9 protein-coding genes are annotated in these 18,417 nt (G+C 70.1%); 4 read left to right on the forward strand and 5 right to left on the reverse strand.

What is annotated here, in order from left to right; genetic code table 11:
* Positions 1-160: 160 nt before the first annotated feature.
* The gene (locus ACW5EG_RS09890; protein WP_457021355.1) at positions 161-1,834 is read right to left on the reverse strand and encodes a right-handed parallel beta-helix repeat-containing protein; all 1,674 of its coding nucleotides are present in this window, start codon (positions 1,832-1,834) and stop codon (positions 161-163) included.
* Between the two features lie 217 nt (positions 1,835-2,051).
* Complete coding sequence (locus tag ACW5EG_RS09895) at positions 2,052-2,795, reverse strand: glycosyltransferase family 2 protein (protein ID WP_457021356.1); 744 nt, start codon at positions 2,793-2,795, stop codon at positions 2,052-2,054.
* A 134-nt stretch (positions 2,796-2,929) separates the two neighbouring features.
* Between ACW5EG_RS09895 and ACW5EG_RS09900 the strand changes: the two genes are divergently transcribed.
* The 4 genes from ACW5EG_RS09900 to ACW5EG_RS09915 all read left to right on the forward strand — a co-directional run bounded on the left by ACW5EG_RS09900 (position 2,930) and on the right by ACW5EG_RS09915 (position 7,440).
* On the forward strand, positions 2,930-3,463 hold the full coding sequence (locus ACW5EG_RS09900; RefSeq protein WP_457021357.1) for a serine O-acetyltransferase: 534 nt from the start codon (positions 2,930-2,932) through the stop codon (positions 3,461-3,463).
* Positions 3,464-3,613: 150 nt separating this feature from the next.
* A complete protein-coding gene (locus ACW5EG_RS09905; RefSeq protein ID WP_457021358.1) occupies positions 3,614-4,810 on the forward strand; it encodes a glycosyltransferase family 4 protein in 1,197 nt (398 codons plus the stop codon).
* Positions 4,811-4,870: 60 nt separating this feature from the next.
* Positions 4,871-6,118 carry a glycosyltransferase gene (locus tag ACW5EG_RS09910; protein WP_457019760.1) on the forward strand — a complete coding sequence of 416 codons (1,248 nt, stop codon included), beginning with the start codon at positions 4,871-4,873 and terminating at the stop codon, positions 6,116-6,118.
* A gap of 41 nt (positions 6,119-6,159) precedes the next feature.
* Positions 6,160-7,440 carry a nucleotide sugar dehydrogenase gene (locus ACW5EG_RS09915; protein WP_457021359.1) on the forward strand — a complete coding sequence of 427 codons (1,281 nt, stop codon included), beginning with the start codon at positions 6,160-6,162 and terminating at the stop codon, positions 7,438-7,440.
* Between the two features lie 550 nt (positions 7,441-7,990).
* Here ACW5EG_RS09915 and ACW5EG_RS09920 read toward each other — a convergent pair.
* The 3 genes from ACW5EG_RS09920 to ACW5EG_RS09930 form a co-directional block, all read right to left on the reverse strand.
* Positions 7,991-8,794: an alpha/beta fold hydrolase gene (locus ACW5EG_RS09920; RefSeq protein WP_457021360.1), complete on the reverse strand. Its 804-nt coding sequence runs from the start codon at positions 8,792-8,794 to the stop codon at positions 7,991-7,993.
* Positions 8,795-8,862: 68 nt separating this feature from the next.
* Positions 8,863-16,146, reverse strand: coding sequence for an amino acid adenylation domain-containing protein (locus ACW5EG_RS09925; protein ID WP_457021361.1), 7,284 nt, complete (start codon positions 16,144-16,146; stop codon positions 8,863-8,865).
* Between the two features lie 20 nt (positions 16,147-16,166).
* The gene (locus ACW5EG_RS09930; RefSeq protein WP_457019767.1) at positions 16,167-18,386 is read right to left on the reverse strand and encodes an aminotransferase class III-fold pyridoxal phosphate-dependent enzyme; all 2,220 of its coding nucleotides are present in this window, start codon (positions 18,384-18,386) and stop codon (positions 16,167-16,169) included.
* Between the last annotated feature and the right edge of the window lie 31 nt (positions 18,387-18,417).

The following is an 18,417-nucleotide window of genomic DNA, read 5'->3' on the forward strand; positions in this document are numbered from 1 at the left end:
GCATGTTCATGGCCGAATGCTTGCATGTCCCTCGCCCCCCGTCCTGCATCGATCAGGCAGGTTGCCGCCAATGGCGCAGCAACCCAGTGCCAGATTCAACGCATTCCGGGCCGGGGGCAGGACATGTCATCGCCACCGGCCGGCCACGCGGGCCGGACTGTCAATCGCGCCGCAGCGACTCCGTTGCACGCGTCTGGCGTGCGGCCCACCAGCCGCGCAGGCGCGACCACAGCTGCAGGGCCGGCGGCGCGATGCGGACACCGGTCCGCGCGGCCACGGCCACTGCCGCCGCAGCCGGCTGGCCTGCCGCGGCCTCGACCGTCGCGTCGGTTTCCGTGCTTGCCATCGGCGTGGCACGGGCGGGGCCCGCCGACAGCGCGCGACCAGCTGACGCGGCGGCAGGCTGCATCGCTGCCGAGGCGCCGCCGCGGGTCAGCGGCTGGTTGCCGCTGCGGCGGATCCGGCTGGCCGGGGGTGGCGAGGACACCACTTCATCCGCGCCCAGGTCGTAGGGCACGCTGCGCGACTGCCGGTCGATGTCGTCGGCCACCTCGGCCAGCGTGGTGCCTGCGTTGATCGCCGGGCTGCCGGCCGGGAGCCGTCCGGTGGCGTCCACCGCATAGGCCGCCTGCTTGCTGTTGGCGTCGGCGTTGAGCGCGCTGCGCCACTGCGACAGGTTGCCCTGGCCGAAGCCGCCTGGCCTGCTGTCGCGGAACACGCAGCCGTTGCCGTAGCCGTTCCAGTTGCTGCCGGGCGAGCCGCTCAGGCCCGACAGCCCGCCAAGTTCGCTGGAATAGCGGATCTCCACGCAGCGGTTGTTGTTCTGGATGACCAGGTTGTTGGCGACCTTCGGATTGACGTTGGCCGGTCGCCCGGCGGCGGGGTCGTAGTCCTGCAGGGTCACGCCGAAATAGATCGCCGAATGGCCGCCGCTGGCGGCATTGACGATGGTGTTGTTGGCCACCACCGTGTCCTTCGAGGCATACATGCCGATACCCGAGTAGCGCGTGTTGCGCACCACGTTGTTGCGCACGATGCCGCCGATGGCCTCGTAGTACTGGGGATTCACCGACAGGTCGAAGAACTCGGGGCTGGTGTCGAAGCCGGCCAGGATGCCGGCGTCGCCGGTGTTCTCGATGCGGTTGCGCTGGATCACCACGTTGCGCGCCCCGCCCTTGAAGTACAGGCCGGTGGTGGCGGTGTCGTGGATGTAGCTGTCCTCGACCACCATGCCGTCGGCGTTGACGTTGTCGATGCCGTCGGCGTTGCCCGAATGGCGCGCGCCGGTGCTGTGGATCTCGACCCGGCGGATGACCGCGTTGTTCGACTTGGGCGTGAGCTTGATGCCGTCGGTGCCGGTGCCGTGGATCAGCAGGTCCTCGAGGATGACGTCGCTGGCGCCGGTATTGGAGGATGGGCCGCCCTGGTACCAGTTGGTCTGCAGCATCACGCCGTAGTACTGGCTGCCGGTGAGCTCCAGGTTCGAGACCCGGCTGCCGGAGGCGGCCGGATCGATCTGGATGGTGACCGAGTTGGTGACGTCCGGATTGCAGTGGATATGCGCCCGTTCGCCGGCGGGCGAACGCAGCACCAGGCGGTGCCGCAGGCGCACGTCGCACTCGTTGTAGGTGCGGTTTGCGGACGGCGCGCGCACGGTCACCGTGTCGCCGGCGCGCGAGGTCGAGATCGCCTTCTTGACGGTCCGGTAGGGGCTGGCGGCGCTGCCGTTGCCGGTGGAATCGTTGCCCGCGGTGGAGACGAACAGTTCGGCGGCAGCGGCGGGAAGGACGGGCAGCACCAGGGCCAGGGCTGCAAAAAGGACACGGCAACGCATTCGGGCGGATCTCCCAGGAACCGGAAAAGCTTCGGATTGCCCCCTGATTGCGCCGCGCAGGCAGGCCGCGTCGCCCGGCGAGGCTCACACCGAAAGCCTGAACGCGCAATGCATGGCCCGGCAGCCCGCCAGAAAGCCCGGCAAAGCGGACACCGGCCCACCCCGACCGTGACTACCATCACGTGGGTGCGCCCGCGGGGCGCGGCCCGCCGCCTTCCTACATGCGCTTGCCGACCGCCCGCAGGGCGTAGTGGGCGAAGCACCAGCCGGAGCGGAGCATGCCCAGCCGCTCGGACTCGCGATAGATCCGCCACTGCCAGCGCATCGCCCTGAGCTTGTTGGACGACAGCGAGCCGGCGCGCACCAGGTAGGAGGCCAGCACCCGGTCGGGCTGCGCGCAGACCGCTTCCCCGGCGATCCGCACCAGCTGCAGCCAGAACACGTAGTCCTCGTGTCCCCAGGCGCCGAACCGCATCTCGCCCAGCGAGCGCTCGTACATGCCGGTGAGGTTGCCGATGCTGTTGCCCAGCAGCATGTCTGCATGGCGCACGCGCGCCGGCGGCCGCACCACCGACAGCCTGCGGCCGGATTCATCGACGCGTTCATAGGCGGTGTAGCCGACCCGCGCCCCGGCCGCCTGCATCGCGGCCAGCTGCACCTCGAGCTTGTCCGGGTACCAGCGGTCGTCACTGTCGAGGAAGGCGATGTAGCGGCCCGTGGCGGCCTCGATGCCGGCGTTGCGCGCGGCGGCGACACCGGCGTTGCGCGGCTGCCGGATCGGCACCACCCGCGCATCGGTGCGCGCGATCGCCTGGACCAGGTCCCAGCTGTGGTCGGTCGAGCAATCGTCGATCACCAGCAGTTCCAGGTCGGCATGGGTCTGCGCCAGCGCCGAGCGCATCGACGCCGCGAGCGTCGCCGATGCGTTGTAGGCGGGCATCACCACGCTGATCCGGTCCATCCAGGTTTCCCGTGCATGCAAGTGTCGAAACGTGGAACGCGGAAAGCGCGCCGTCCCGGGCACGCGCGCCGCCGATGACCGGCCGCGGCACCGGTTTGCGTTGTACTTGCCGACCGTTCCGCCCCGGGTAATGCATGCTGTTTGCCGAAGACGTCAAGGCCAAGGCCAGGTGGTGCTACGGCGACGACCGCCCCGGCAACATCGTCAAGACCCTGCTCACCGACGGCACCTTCGCCATGGCCTGCTATCGCGCGATGCAGTGGTCGCAGCGGCGGCGGCTGGCGCCGCTGGCAATGCTGTTCAACAAGCTCAACGCCTTCTTCGGCCAGTGCATCATCGGCCGCGGCGCCGAGTTCGGGCCGTGCTTCGTGCTGATCCACAGCCAGGGCGTGGTCATCAACGGCAGCGTGCGCGGCGGCGCCCATGTCCATATCGAGCACCAGGTGACGATCGGCGCGGAGAAGTACACCTCGCCCGTCGTCGGCGACCATGTATTCATCGGCGCGGGCGCCAAGGTCATCGGCGCAGTCCGGCTTGGCGACCATTGCCGCGTCGGCGCCAACGCCGTGGTCGTGCACGACGTGCCGGCCGGCGCGACCGTTGGTGGTATCCCGGCGCGGATCCTGCGCCAGCGCACGCCCGGCGAAGATGCGGCGGGCGAAGCCTGAGGCCACGCTGTCCGGATCGCGCGGCCGCGCACGTATTGCAATGCGGGGACCATGCGCCATTGCGCCAGTGACCGCCCCGATGCCCGGCGGCAGGCCGCCACCATCGCGGACATAGCCGCCGCGCGCATGCAGCGCGATACACGGGTGACGATGAAGATCCTCGCACTGACCAACCTCTACCCGAACCCGCTGCAGCCGCACCGGGCCGCCTTCAACCGGCACCGCTTCCGCTTCCTGGCCGGACTGCACGAGGTACGGCTGATCGCCCCGATCGCCTGGCGCGACGAATGGTCGCTGCGCGGCAGCGGGGCCGCCATTCCCCGCGATCGCCGCAGCGTGAGCGACGGCATCCCGGTCGAACACCCGCGCTACTGGTACACGCCCGGCGTGCTGCGCGGAATGTACGGCCGCTTCTTCCTCGAATCGGTGCGCCGCAGCTTCGACCGGCACGTGCGCGAGTTCGCACCCGACATGGTGTTCGCCACCTGGGCCTATCCCGATGGCTGGGCCGCGGTCCGGCTGGCGCGGCGCCACGGCCTGCCGGTAGTGCTGCAGGTGCACGGCAGCGACGTGCGCCGCGTCGACGAATACGCCGCGCGCCGCGAAGGCACGCGCTTCGCGCTGTCGCAGGCTGACGGCGTGATCGCGGTGTCGGCGGACCTCGGCCGGCGCGTGGTCGAACTCGGCGCGGACCCCGACCGGGTGGAAGTGGTCATGGACGGCGTCGACAAGACCGTGTTCGGGCCAGGCGACCGCGCTGCGGCGCGGCAGGCGCTGGCGCTCGACCCTTCCACGCGGCACCTGCTGTTCATCGGCAACCTCGTCCACGTCAAGGGCATCGACGTGCTGCTGCAGGCCTGCCGCAGGCTGGCCGATACGCGCGGCGACTGGCACCTGCACCTGATCGGCGAAGGCAGCGATCGGGCGCGGCTCGTGCAGCAGGCGCATGCGCTCGGGCTGGACGACAGGATCAGCTTCCACGGCAGCCGCCCGCACCACGAACTGCCGCGCTGGCTGCACGCGGCCGACCTGTTCGTGCTGCCCAGCCGCTCCGAGGGCGTGCCGAACGTGCTGCTGGAGGCGTCGGCCTGCGGCACGCCGTGGCTGGCGAGCGAGGTCGGCGGTATTCCCGAGATCGCCGCGCTGGGCGCCAGCACCCTGGTCCCGCCGGAACGCGCGGACGCACTGGCCGACGCGATCATGCGCTGCCTCGATGCGCCCGTGCCGCAGCCGGCGGTGGGGCCGCGCGATCGTCGCGACGCGGTTGCTGCGATCAGCGATTTCCTGGTGCACACCACGTCGCGCGTGCGCGCCGCGCAGTCGCTGTCCCGACCCGCGCCGATCTGACGTTCTCTTCGTTGGCGTCGCCGCGATCGCGCGTCGCCACACACCAGGTAACGAACGCCCATGTCCAGCAAAGCCGACCCGACGCGCCTGAAGATCCTGTTCCTGCACAAGCAGATCCTGTTTCCGCGCGACACAGGCGGCAAGATCCGCGTGCTCAACCTGCTGCAGCACCTGGCGCGCTGGCACGACGTCACCTATGTCTGCAACCTGCGCCAGGGCGAAGAAGCGCTGCTGCCACAGATGGCCGCGCTGGGCCTGCAGGTCGAGGCGGTGCCGGGCGAAGCCTCGCCGCACGGCAGCCCGCGCTTCCTTGCCGGCGCCGTCGCCAACCTCGCCTCGCCGCGCCCCTACGCGATCGACCGCAACTACGACGCGCGCCTGCGCGACAGGATCAAGGCGCTGGTGCGCAACGAGCGCTACGACCTGGTGATCTGCGACACGGTGCAGATGGCGCGCCACACCATCGGCCTGGACCTGCCGCCGACGATCCTGTTCCAGCACAACGTCGAGGCGCAGATCCTGGAGCGCCACGCGCAGGTCAGCGAAGGCGGGCTCATGCGCGCGTACATGTTCAACCAGTTCCGCAAGATGGAGGCGTTCGAAGGCCTGTGCGGCCGCCACTTCGACCACGTGATCGCGGTGAGCCGGCAGGACGCGGAGATCTTCGGCAAGCGCTACGGCTGGCAGCACGTCGACGCGATCGACACCGCGGTGGACACCGAATTCTTCGATCCCCGTCCGCAGGACGAGATCGAGGGACGGGTGATGTTCCTGGGCTCGATGGACTGGCTTCCCAACCAGGACGGCATCCGCTTCTTCTGCGACGAGGTCTGGCCCGAAGTGATCCGGCAGCGTCCATCGGCCACCTTCCAGGTGGTAGGCCGCAACCCGCCGCCGGCCGTGCGCGCGCTCGCCGAGCGCCCCGGCATCGCGGTCACCGGCTCGGTGCCAGACGTGCGGCCCTACCTGGCGCAGGCCTCGGTCGTGGTGGTGCCGCTGCTGGTCGGCGGCGGCACGCGCCTGAAGATCTACGAGGCCATGGCGATGGCCAGGGCCACGGTCAGCACGACCATCGGCGCCGAAGGTCTGCCGGTCGAGCCCGGCACGCACTTCCTGCAGGCCGATACGGCCGCGCAGTTCGCGCAGGACATCGTGAGGCTGATCGACGATGCGGCGCTGCGCAGGCGCATTGGCGATGCGGCCGATGCCTTCGTACGCGCGCACTACGGCAGCGAAACCATCGCCCGCCAGTTCGAATCGATCTGCCTGGACGTCATCGCGCGCAGCAAAGCCCGCAGCGCGGCCTGAGCACCGGTTTCTTCCCTTCCCAATAGCGAGCCCCAGAAATCATGAGCAATGTTGCGGTATTCGGCCTCGGCTACGTCGGTTGCGTCACCGGCGCCTGCCTGGCCAAGGATGGCCATTCGGTGGTCGGCGTGGACATCGACGAGGACAAGGTTGCCGAGATCAACGCCGGCCAGGCGCCGCTGCGCGAGAACGGGCTTGAAGAGCTGATCGCCGAACAGGTGGCCAACGGCCGCCTGCGCGCCACCACCGACACCGCGCGCGCGGTGGCCGAGTCGGACATCGCGATGATCGCGGTCGGCACGCCTTCGATGGACGACGGCAGCGTCACCACCCACGCGCTCGAGGCGGTGATCGCCAGCATCGGCCAGGCGCTGCGCGCTGCGCCCAAGCCGTACCACATCGTGGTCCGCTCGACCCTGCTGCCCGGCCTGCTCGAGACGCAGATGCAGGACGCGCTGGATGCCGCGCTGGGCGAAGGCTTCGTCGAAGCCGTCGTGCTGTGCAACAACCCGGAGTTCCTGCGCGAGGGTTCGGCGCTCAAGGACTACTACCAGCCGCCCTACGTGCTGGTGGGCGCGTCCAGCCAGGAGCAGGCGCAGCCGATCCTGGACCTGTACGCGGAAGTGGACGGCAAGCAGTTCGTCACCGACTCGCGCACCGCGGCCCTGGTCAAGTACGCCTGCAACGCCTTCCACGCGGTCAAGGTGACCTTCGCCAACGAGATCGGCGCCGTCGCCAAGGCGATGGGGGCCGACGGGCATGAGGTGATGAAGCTCGTGTGCGAGGACAGGAAACTCAATATCTCGCCGGCCTACATGCGGCCGGGCTTCGCCTTTGGGGGATCCTGCCTGCCCAAGGACGTGCGTGCGATCAGCCGCTTTGCCGAACACGGCGCACTGAAGCTGAACATGCTCTCCTCGGTGCTCGGATCGAACGAGAGCCAGCTCAAGCGCGCGCTGAAGATGGTCCGCGACGAGGGCCGCAAGAAGATCGGCCTGGTCGGCCTGAGCTTCAAGAACGGCACCGACGACCTGCGCGAAAGCCCGATGGTGGAGCTGGTGGAAACGCTGACCGGCTGGGGCCACACGATCAGGATCTACGACCCGAACGTGACCCTGGGCCGCCTGCGCGGCCGCAACCTCAGCTACATCGACCGCCACCTGCCGCACCTGGCGCAGATGCTGGTGTCCGAGCCCGACGAGGTGCTCGAACACGCGGAATTGCTGCTGCTGTGCACTGACGTGGCCGACGGCCACGACTGGCACGCGGCCATGAGCGGCAAGGTCTACGACCTCAGGAAGGACCTGGCACGGCCCTGCTGACCGCGACACGGGGCGCCGTCCGGCCTGCGGCCTGGCGGCGCCCGTTTTGCGTTGTCATTGCGGATGGCCTCTGTGCGTTCATTGCGGAAGTCATCTGCGCATTCATTCGTGGCGACCGCCGACCTTGTCGTTTCGACGGCCCAGCCCTCTGTCATTTCGACGGCCCAGCCCTTTGTCGTTTCAACGGCCCAGCCCTTTGTCATTTCGACCGAAGGGAGAAATCCGGCATACCCGCCGGGCCGCGTCCGAATCCGCCCTGCAAAGACACCTCGGCCGGAACGATGGTCCCTGGCTTTGCGGCGAAGACCCGCTGTGCCTGTATTTGCGGCGAACACTCGCTGTTCCTGTAGGAGCGGCTTCAGCCGCGATCGCCCTCTCCGCATCCGGGCAAGCCGGAAAGAAGCATCTGGCGCCTCGCGCGCAGATTTCTCCCTTCGGTCGAAATGACAAAAGGGGAAGCGAAATGACAAAAAGGATGAGGGCGAAATGACAAAAGGGTGAGGGCGAAATGGGAAAACGGACGGCGTGATGACACAGAGCGCCGCGCCGCTCAGTCGGGGAAGCGCGTGCCCATCCAGTCGACCAGCTTCTCGAACAGCTTTTCGCGATGCGCGCGCACGTAGAACGTGTGGTCGCACTCGGGCCAGTATTCGGTCGCCATGCGCGGCGAGCGCATCACCTTGCCGAAGCATTCCCGCGCCTGCCGGCGATGGTTGTAGTAGGAGACGACGCCGCCGGTATAGAGCAGCAGCGTGCTGACCCCGCGCTCGTCCAGCGATTCCAGGCGCCGGGTTGCCTCGGCGCGGCTGGGGAAATCACGCAGGTCATCGTTGCCCACCACCAGCGCATCCGCAGGTGCATTGCGCAAGCGCCTGTACAGGAAACGCAGCACGCGCAGCGGATTGAGCAGGCGCGGCAGGTAGTGGCGGAAGCGGTGGCCGCGGGTCGGGTAGCCCATGCCATCCATCAACAGCAGCCCGACCACCCGCGGTTCGAGCGGTGCGAAGTTGAACGCGTCGTCGGCGCCCGAGCACAGGCCGCCCAGCACGAAACGCGCCACGCCCGTCTCGCGCGCGACCAGGTCCAGCGCCGCGGCCACCTCGTCGCGCTTGCGGTTGTCGGACACGCGCGGCGAAAGCGTGCTGTCGCCCAGCCCCGACTGGTCGAAGCGCAGGACCACATACCCCTGCGCGGCCAGCCGCCGCGCCATCTGCACGTAGAGCCGGAACGGCCCCATCCGGTGCACCAGCCCGGCGTTGAGCAGCACCAGCGCGGTACCACGCGGCGTGCGCCCCAGCGGGCGCGAGATGGTGCCGACCAGTCCGTCGCCGAAGCCGTGCAGCGTTTCCGCCATGTCCGGCTCAATCGGGGATGGATCCGCTTCCCGGCCCACTGGTTCAATTGCCTCGATCACCGCTGCACTCATGCCTGCTTACCTTCGATCAACGAGGCCACCTCGCCCACGCTGCGGCGCGGGAACACCTGGGCTTCGAAACGTGCCGGGTCGTCCCAAGTCGGCCGGTCGTCGGCGGTCAATGCCACGCGCTCCACCGTGACGCCCGCACCCTGCAGCGCTTCGACCAGAGCATCCGTGTCCGGCGCATCGCCCGCCCACTCCAGCACCTTCACCCGGCTGCCGGCGGGCAGCGCAAGCGTGCGGAAGTCGAGCCCGGCAATTGCATCGAGCAGGGCCGGCGACACGTCGAAGCCGTGCAGTTCGTCCGCGCGTGCCACCGCCCTGCCCTCGCGCAGGTAGCGGCCCGCGGCCGTCAGCTGCACGCGGTGCTGCCGCTTCCACTCGTCGAGCATGGCACCGCCACGGAGGACCGGATCCCAGAGCACGAGATCGACCGGCCTCGCCTGCGCGGCCGCTGTGGCCAGCACCGGCAGGCAGGCACTGCGGAATGCGAGGATGCGCACGCCCGCGCCTGCGCCATCGAGCCTGCGGATCGCCTGGTGCAGGTCGTCCTGCATGCCGCTCCATTCCACGTCCAGCGCATCGCCGGCGGACTCGCCGCTGCCGTACCAGTCAAAGCGCATGGCCTGGCCACCACGCGCGGCGATGCCTTCGCACAGCATCCACAGTGCGCGCTGGCAGACCACGCCCTCCTGCAGCAGCGGCGACGGCACCAGCAGCGGCTTGCGGCCGGCCTGCGAGGCGAGCGCACCGTGGCGCATGCCGAACAGGCGGCGCGCGTCCGGGCCGAAATGGAAGATCCGCCCGTCGCTCCCGTCCACCGCGGGCGTAGCCCGGCCGGCGCGATCCGCGCTTGCCGGCACCAGCGCTGACGGCAGTGCCGACAGCGGGATGTCCGCGGCCAGCAGCGCCAGCGTCTGCGTCGCCAGCGGCATCAGCTTGATCCGGTGGCCGGTGTCGCGCGAGACGCGATTGGCCATCTTCGCTGCGAGCATCGAATGCCCGCCGAGGTCGAAGAAGTTGTCATCCGGACCGGCGATGGTTCCGAGGATGTCGGTCCATACGTCGACCAGATAGCCGACGCGGGGGTCGGCATGCCGTGCCGTCGTGTGCAGCGCTGTGGACGCGGCGGCGAGCACGGGCGGCGGCAGCGACTTGCGATCCACCTTGCCATTGGGCAGCAGCGGCAGCGCGTCCATCGACACCAGGTGCTGGGGCACCATGTAGCCCGGAAGCACATGCCGCAGCCGCGCCTGCAGGGCGGCCTCGTCCAGGCGCGCGCCCGAGGACGTGGCGTAGGCGACGATGCGCTGGTCGCCCGGTGCATCCTCGCGCACGATCACGACGGCGCGTGAGACGCCAGGCTCCGACTCCAGCACCGCTTCGATCTCGCCAAGCTCGATGCGGTGGCCGCGGATCTTGACCTGGAAGTCCAGTCGCCCCTGGTGTTCCAGCACGCCATCCTTGCGCCAGCGCGCGCGGTCACCGGTGCGGTAGAGCCGCGCCGGCAGGCCGGTGCCATGGTCGTGCGGGGCGACATGGTCGGCGATGAACTTCTCCGCGGTCAGCGCCTCGCGGCCGAGGTAGCCCAGGGTCACGCCGGCGCCGCCGATGCACAGTTCGCCGGATACGCCGGGCGGGCATGGCTGGCCGCGCTCGCCGAGGATCCAGACGCTGGTGTTGGCGATCGGACGTCCGACGTGGATGTCGGGCGTGCCGTCGGCGCTTGCCTGGATGCGTGCACAGGTGGACCAGACCGTGGTTTCGGTCGGGCCATACATGTTCCACAGTTCGACCCCGCGCTCGAGCAGGCGCGCGGCCAGCTCCGGCGCCAGCGCCTCGCCTCCGCACAGCGCCTTGAAGCGCGGTGGCGGCTGCCAGCCCGCGTCGAGCAGCAGATGCCAGGTGGACGGCGTGGCCTGCATCACCGTCACCGGTTCGCGTGCGGCCAGCGCAGCCAGTTCGTCGCCATCACTCGCCTGCTCGCGGCTGGCGAGCACGATGCCCGCGCCGGTGGACAGCGGCAGGAACAGCTCCAGCACCGAAATGTCGAACGAGGGCGTGGTCACCGCCAGCAGCACGTCGTCGGGCTGCAGGCCGGGCGCCTCACGCATGCTGTCGAGGAAGTTGAGCACCGCGCCGTGGGGAACCACGACGCCCTTGGGCCGGCCGGTCGAGCCGGAGGTGTAGATCACGTAGGCCGGCGCATCGCGGCCAACGGAGTCATCGGATGCCGGCGCCGGCTGCGCGGCGTCGACTTCGGCTGTGTCCGCATCGAGCAGCAGCAGGCGCTCGCGCGGCAGCCCCAGCGGCGCGGACAGTCCGCTTTCGCCAATCACCTGCGCCAGGGCGGCATCACCGGCCATGTAGGCCAGCCGGTCCGCCGGATAGTCCGGATCCAGCGGCACGTAGGCCGCGCCGACGCGCCAGGCCGCGATCATCGCGGCGACCATGTCCGGGCCGCGCGTCAGGCAGATGCCGACGCGATCGCCCGGGCGCACGCCGCGCGCATGCAGCGCCCCGGCAATGGCGCCTGCTCTCGCATGCAGCTGCGCATACGTCAGCCGCTGCCCTTCGCTGCGCAGGGCGATGCGCTCCGGCGTGCGCGCCGCCTGCTCGGCCAGCAGCGCACAGGTCGAGCGCTGCGGCGGCAGCGGCCGCACCGTCGAGTTCCATTCGCCCAGCCGGTCTCGATCGGCCGCCGACAACAGGCTGGCGTCGCCGATCGCCTGCCCAGGCTGCGCGCACAGCGACTGCAGCAGCGACCCGAACCGGTCGCAGATCGCCCGCGCACCGTCGGCGTCGATGATGTCGACGTTGTAGCCCACCGCGCCCGACAGCCCTTGGCCATGCTCCAGGAACCAGATGCCGAGGTCGTTGGCCATGCCCTTCTGGAACATCAGCAGGTGTTCGTGCTGCAGCTCGCCCCAGCGCAGGTTGCGCGCGCGCACGTCCTGGAACGAGAACACGGCCTGGTAGACCGGCGAGCGGCTCGGGTCGCGCGGCAGCTTGAGTTCGCGCACCAGCCGTTCGAACGGCACGTCGGGATATTCAAATGCCTCGACCACGCCGGCCCTGACCTCCTGCACCAGTTGCAGGAACGGCATCGCCGGGTCCAGCCGACGGCGCAGCGGCAGCATGTTGACGAAGAAGCCCATGACCTTCTCGAGGGCTTCGGTGGGGCGGTTGCGGAACGGCAGGCCGACCACCAGGTCGCGCTGTCCGCCCAGCCGGTGCAGCAGCACGTAGTAGGCCGCCAGCAGGGTCATGAACAGCGTCGCGCCGGCAGCGGCGCCGATGTTGCGCAGCGCCGTGGTGGTGGCCGCGTCGACGTGCACCCAGTCGGTGCCGCCGATGCCGCTGGCGAGTGCCGGACGCGGCCGGTCCTCGGGCAGGTGCAGCGGCTCCAGGTCGCCAGCCAGGTGCTGCTTCCAGTGCGCGAGCTGGCGGTTCGCGCCGTCGCCATCGAGCGCGTCCGCGCGCCAGGTGGCGTAGTCGGCATAGCTGGTTTCCAGCGCCGGCAGCGGCGACGGCCGGCCTGCCGCGAAGGCCGCGTACAGCGCCGACATCTCGCTGTAGAGCACATCGAACGACCATCCGTCCCAGATCGCGTGGTGGGTCATGAAGTACAGCACGTGGTCGTCGTCGGCCAGGCGGTACAGGCGCGCGCGGAACAGCGGCGCGCGGTCGAGCACGAACGGTTCGGCGGTCTGCGCCTCCAGGTCCGCCATCAGCGCCTGCATGCGTGCCGGCTCGGCCAGGTGCGACAGGTCGACCGGCGGCAGCAGCGGCACCTCGACGTCGTCCAGGACCTTCTGCACCGGGCCATCATCGTCGGGCTCGACCAGGATCGTGCGCAGCGAGGGCTGGCGCCGCACCATTTCCGCGAATGCACGGGCGAATGCGTCCTCGTCCATCGGCCCATGCAGGCGATGCGCGGACGGCGTGTTCCAGGTCACGCCGCCGGGCTCCATCTGTTCGAGCACCCACAGCCGCTGCTGCATCGGCGTCAGCGGCGCGGTCGACTGGTCGGCGCACCTGGGGATGGCCAGGACCTGCGTCGACGGCGCTGCCGGCGAGTGCATGCGCATCGCGTCGGACAGGCGCCTGGCGGTTGGCGCGTCGAACAGTTGCCGCAGGCGCAGCGGCGTGCCGGTGTCGCGGCCCAGCCGCGCACACAGCTGCGCGGCAAGCAGCGAATGTCCGCCTGACTCGAAGAAGCCGTCGTCCATTCCCAGGTCCGGGCGTGCCAGCACCTGCCGCATCGCCAGCAGCACCTGCTGCTGCAGCGCGTCCTGCGGCTCCGCCGGGGCTGTCCGCTCCGCCTGCGCTGGTGCGGTCTCCGCCAGCGGCGCAGGCAGACCCTTGCGGTCCACCTTGCCGTTGGGCAGCAGCGGAATCGCCGCCAGCCGCACAAAGTGCTGCGGCACCATGTAGTCGGGCAGTTGCTGCTTCAGGTGCGCGATCAGCGCCCTGTCGTCCGGATCGCCTGCGCCCGTCACCACCAGGTAGGCCACCAGCCGCTGGTCGCCGGGCCGGTCCTCGCGCGCCATCGCCACGGCGCGCGACACGCCCGGATGCGCCAGCAGCCGGCTTTCGATCTCGCCCAGCTCGATCCGGTAGCCGCGCACCTTGACCTGGAAGTCCAGGCGGCCGAGGTGCTCGAGATTGCCGTCCGGGCGCCAGCGCCCGCGGTCGCCGGTGCGATACAGCAGCGGTGCCGGGATGCCGGTGCCGAAGCCGCGGGCGGCGTCGGCGAACGTGTCGGGCAGGAAGCGATCGGCGGTCAGCTCCGGACGCGCGAGGTAGCCCAGGGTCACGCCTTCGCCGCCGATGCAGATCTCGCCGGACACCCCACGCGGACAGGGCTGCGCGTTCGCGTCCAGGATCCACACCTGGGTGTTGTCGATCGGGCGGCCGATATGGATGTCCGGCGCGGCGCCCGCCCTGCCCTCGCGAACCTGCACCGCGGTCGACCACACCGTGGTCTCCGTGGGGCCGTAGAGGTTCCACAGCTCGCCACAGCGCGAGAGCAGATCCCGCGCCAGGTCCGGCGGCAACGGTTCGCCGCCGCACATGGCCTTGAAGCCGGCGCGTCCCTGCCAGCCGGCCTCGACCAGCAGCCGCCACGAGGCCGGCGTGGCCTGCATGGCGGTCGCCTGCGACTGCGCCAGCAGGTCCACCAGCGCGAAGCCGTCGACCACGGTGTCCTTGTCGGCCAGCACCACCTGCGCGCCGACACTCAGCGGCAGCATCAGCTCCAGCACGGCGATGTCGAAGGACAGCGTGGTCACTGCCAGCAGACGGTCGTCGGGACCCAGGCCGGGCTCGCGCTGCATGGAGGCGATGAAGTTCGATACCGCCCGGTGCGGCACCTGCACGCCCTTGGGCCGTCCGGTGGAACCGGAGGTGTAGATCACGTAGGCCGGCGATTCCGGATCCGCGGCGGCCTCGTCGCGGCCCAGCCGTTCGGCCGGCAGTGCTTCGAGTTCGGCGGCCAGTTCGTCCAGCGCCAGCACCGGGCGCCCGCCCAGGTCGAAACGGCCGGCATGGCGCTGCTGGGTGAGCAGCGCGGCCAGGCCGGCGTCGGCGGCCATGTAGGCCAGGCGGTCGGCGGGAAACTGCGGATCCAGCGGCACGTAACCTGCGCCGGACTTGAGGATGCCCAGCAGCGCGGCCAGCATGTCCGCGCCCCGGTCCAGCGCCAGCCCCACCAGCGCGCCCCTGCCCACGCCACGGGCGCGCAGCAGGCGGGCGATGCGGTTGGCACGTGCATCGAGCGTGCGGTAGTCGAGCTGCGTTTGCTCCGCGCGCAGCGCGATGCGTCCGGGGCCGCGGTCGCACTGCGCCTCGAACAGCTCGTGCATGCGGCACTCGCGGTCGAAGGCCACCGGCGTGGGCTGCAGTGCGGCGATCTCGTCGAACAGCGCATCGTCCAGCAGCGACAGCCCGGATACGGGCGCATCGGGCGAATCGCAGGCCGCGCGCAGCAGGTTCTCGAACGCCGCCAACCAGCGGCGCACCGTGGCCGCGTCGAACAGGTCGGTGTTGTACTGCGTTTCCAGGCGGATGCGGCCCTCGACCTGGACCGCGTTGATCGACAGCTCGAAGTTCTCGTAGCGGCGCGGGTTGGTGGTGAGGTCCAGCGCCAGGCCGGTGAAGCCGCTGCGCTCCTGGTCCAGCGCCTGGTCGATGTTGAACATCACGCTGACCAGCGGCAGCCGCGCCGGATCGCGCGGCACGCGCAGCTTCTTGAGCAGCGTGCCGAAGGTGTAGCGCTGGTGCTCGATCGCATCGAGCAGGGTCGACTGCGCGCCATCCACCAGGCCGTTGAAGGTCTGCCCGGGTGCAAGCTCGAACTTCAGCGGCAGCAGGTTGACGCAGTGGCCAACCAGATGGTCGTGCCCGTCCACCGACTGGCCCGCGGCCGGAATGCCGACCACGACCTCGTCCTGGCCGGCGATGCGCGCAACCAGCGCCGCGAACGACCCGAGCAGGGTCGCGAACAGGCTGGCGCCGCGACGCGCGCCCAGGCGCCGCACAGCCGCCACCAGCGCGGCATCGAGCACGTGGTCCTCGCGCAACGAGGCGAAGCTGCGTCGCGCCGGGCGTGGCCGGTCGGTGGGAAGCTCCAGCACCGGCGCGCCGTTGGCGAAACGCGACAGCCAGTAGCGTTCGTCGTCGCGGTACTGCGGGCCGGCCGGATGCAGCGCCTCGGCCAGCGCGTAGTCCGCGAAGCCCTGCACCGCCGCGCCCTGTGCTCCGGTCCCGCCGTAGGCGGCCCCCAATTCGCGCACGATCACCCACCACGACCAGCCGTCGCAGACGATGTGGTGCGCATGCATCAGCAGCACATGCTCACGCGGGCCCAGCTGCAGCAGCTCGGCGCGGAACAGCCGCCCCTTCTCCAGCACGAATGGCGTTTCCACGCTGGCGCGACGGCGTTGCTCCAGCTGCGCGGCGCGCGCGTCCGCGTCGAGCGCGGACAGGTCGGTCAACCGCAGCAGCACCGGCGCCGGCTCGAGCACGCAGAACGTCTCGCCATCCGGGCCGAAGCTCGCGCGCAGCGCTTCGTGCGCGCCGACCACCTGCTGCAGCGCCTGCTGCAGCCGCGCGGTATCGAGCTCGCCGCGCAGATGCAGTGACACCGATTCGTTGTACGCCAGCGAGCCATCCTCGCCCAGGTGCGCGGCCAGCCACAGCTCGCGCTGCGGCTCGGTCGTCGGCACCACCCGGGCGACCGCGCCGCCTGCGAAGGGGTCGTATGCGACCACGACGGCGTTCTCCATGTACGCCTCCCTGCTGTTGTTCACGTGCCGACCTTGAGGTACTGCCCGGGCGCCTGCGGATCCGGCACGTACCACGCCGGCCGGCCTTCGGGGTCACGCCCCAGGCGCGCGCCCGGCACCGACGGCTCGGCCGCGTCCATCACCGTGCGCGGCGTGGCCGTGCGGCGCGGCAGCAGCTCGGCCTCCTGCAGCTCCAGCACCGAGTCCTTCCAGGCCTGGGTGATCGCCTGGAAGTCGGCTTCGGTGTGGGCCGTGGTGAAGAAGCAGGGGAAGTTGTCGAGGATATGGATGCCGCGGCTGCGCATCATCGCGAAGAGCAGCTCCTGCTGCGGATGGTCCTCGTCGAAGTGCGTGCGCCACAGCGAAGCGAAGTTCTTGATCCGCAGAGGCGCGCCGGCCTGCGCCGAGAATGCGTTGAGTTCGGCGGCCATCGCCGCGGTGCGTTCGTTGAGCCGCTGCTGCAGCGCCGTGCCGTGCTGCTTCATGTGCAGCAGCGATGCCTTCGCGGCCGCCAGCGTGAGCGGATGGCGCACGAAGGTACCGGCGAAGTAGGTGACACCGACCGTCGGAACGGAATCATCGCCGTACTGCCAGTGGCCGCCATCGAGCGCATCCATGTACGCGCGGCTTCCGGCGATCACCCCGATCGGGAAACCGCCGCCCACCACCTTGCCGTAGGTGGCCAGGTCGGCGCGGATCCCGAACAGCGCCTGCGCGCCGCCTGGGTGCGAGCGGAAGCCGGTGATCACCTCGTCGAAGATCAGCGCGGCGCCGGCGTCGGCGGTGATCCGGCGCACTTCGCGCAGGAACTCGACCGGCTGGAAGTCGGGGCGCCTGCTCTGCACCGGCTCGACCAGTACCGCGGCCAGCTCGTGCGCGCGCTCGCGGATGATCTGCAGGGTTTCGGGGGTGCCGTAGTCGAGCACCAGCACCTTTTCCGCGGTGTTGCGCAGGATGCCCGGCGCGGCGGGCACGGCGCGCAGCTTCTTGGTGCCGCGCACGATCACTTCGTCGTTGATGCCGTGGTAGGAGCCTGAGAACACCACGATGGTCTCGCGTCCGGTGACGGTGCGCGCCACGCGCATCGCGCCCAGCACGGCTTCCGAACCGGTATTGCACAGCGCGGCGCGGTCGAGCCCGGTCAGTTCGCAGACCAGCTGCGAGACCTCGCCAGCCAGCGGATGCATCGGGCCGATCTCGTAGCCGGCCTCGAGCTGCGCCTTCACCGCATCGAGCACGAAATCGGGCTGCCAGCCGAACAGGCTGGTGCCGAAACCGTTGAGCGCGTCGACATATTCGTGGCCGTCGATGTCCCAGACGCGCGCACCCTTCGACCGTTCGATCACGATCTGGTAGACGATCTCCTTGGTCAGCGGACGGAAGCCGGTGACCACGCGCGGGTCGGCCATGTGCGGGCGATGCTGCTGCGTATAGGCCTTCGACTTCGGCGTGCGCGCGAGGTAGCGCTCGATGAAGGCGTCCAGGCGCGCGCGTTGCTGCGGCTCCAGTTCGGTGCCGCCGGCTGCGTCGATGCGCGCGATGGCGCCGAACGCCTTCTTGACGTCATAGCGCGTGTGCGCGAGCGCGGCTTCTTCATCGTTCGCAGGCTCGGCAGCCGTGGCCGCAGCCTCGAGCTGCATCGGCTCCGCCGCCTGCGGCGCGGGCTGCGGCGCAGCGGCTGCGACCGGCGACGCAGCGACCTGTACGACAGGCGCTGCCACCGGCGCACCCGCCAGCAGCGCCAGCTGCTGCGACATCAGCTGCATCTGCTGCGCGATGAGCGCGCGCACGGCACTGGAGTCGCCGCTGGGCCTGGCGGCCGGCGGCATGAAGACAGGCAGCGACGGCGCAGGCGCGGCAACCGCGGCGACTGCCGGGGCCGCAACAGGCATCTGCACTGCAGGCGCGGCGGCCGTAACCGGCACTGCGACCACTGGCTGCGCAACCGGCTGCGCCGGCTCTGGCGGCAGCTGTGTATCCAGCGCCGCGACCAGCCGTTCGAGGCTTGCACACTCGCCCATCAACTGGCGAAAGCTGATCTTCACCGCGAACGTCTTCTGCAGCTGCAGCGCGACCTGGGTGAGCATCAGACTGTCGAGCCCGAGCTCGATGAAGTTGGCGCCGTCATCCTCTTCCTGGATGTCGAAGCCGGCGACATCCTCGAACACCTCGCGGACCTGGCCGGCCAGGCGCGTCGCCCGGTTGGCCACGACGCAAGCTTGCCTATCCTGAACGCTCATCGATGGACTCCGGGACGCCTGGGGGAAACGC

It is taken from the genome of Luteimonas sp. A611 (assembly GCF_054072715.1).

What these genes read in the sequence shown, in the direction of transcription:
- ACW5EG_RS09915 (WP_457021359.1), top strand. Translation starts at nt 6,160, where the DNA reads ATGAGCAATGTTGCGGTATTCGGCCTCGGCTACGTCGGTTGCGTCACC.
- ACW5EG_RS09910 (WP_457019760.1), top strand. Translation starts at nt 4,871, where the DNA reads ATGTCCAGCAAAGCCGACCCGACGCGCCTGAAGATCCTGTTCCTGCAC.
- ACW5EG_RS09890 (WP_457021355.1), bottom strand. Translation starts at nt 1,834, where the DNA reads ATGCGTTGCCGTGTCCTTTTTGCAGCCCTGGCCCTGGTGCTGCCCGTC.
- ACW5EG_RS09895 (WP_457021356.1), bottom strand. Translation starts at nt 2,795, where the DNA reads ATGGACCGGATCAGCGTGGTGATGCCCGCCTACAACGCATCGGCGACG.
- ACW5EG_RS09925 (WP_457021361.1), bottom strand. Translation starts at nt 16,146, where the DNA reads ATGGAGAACGCCGTCGTGGTCGCATACGACCCCTTCGCAGGCGGCGCG.
- ACW5EG_RS09905 (WP_457021358.1), top strand. Translation starts at nt 3,614, where the DNA reads ATGAAGATCCTCGCACTGACCAACCTCTACCCGAACCCGCTGCAGCCG.
- ACW5EG_RS09900 (WP_457021357.1), top strand. Translation starts at nt 2,930, where the DNA reads ATGCTGTTTGCCGAAGACGTCAAGGCCAAGGCCAGGTGGTGCTACGGC.
- ACW5EG_RS09930 (WP_457019767.1), bottom strand. Translation starts at nt 18,386, where the DNA reads ATGAGCGTTCAGGATAGGCAAGCTTGCGTCGTGGCCAACCGGGCGACG.
- ACW5EG_RS09920 (WP_457021360.1), bottom strand. Translation starts at nt 8,794, where the DNA reads ATGGCGGAAACGCTGCACGGCTTCGGCGACGGACTGGTCGGCACCATC.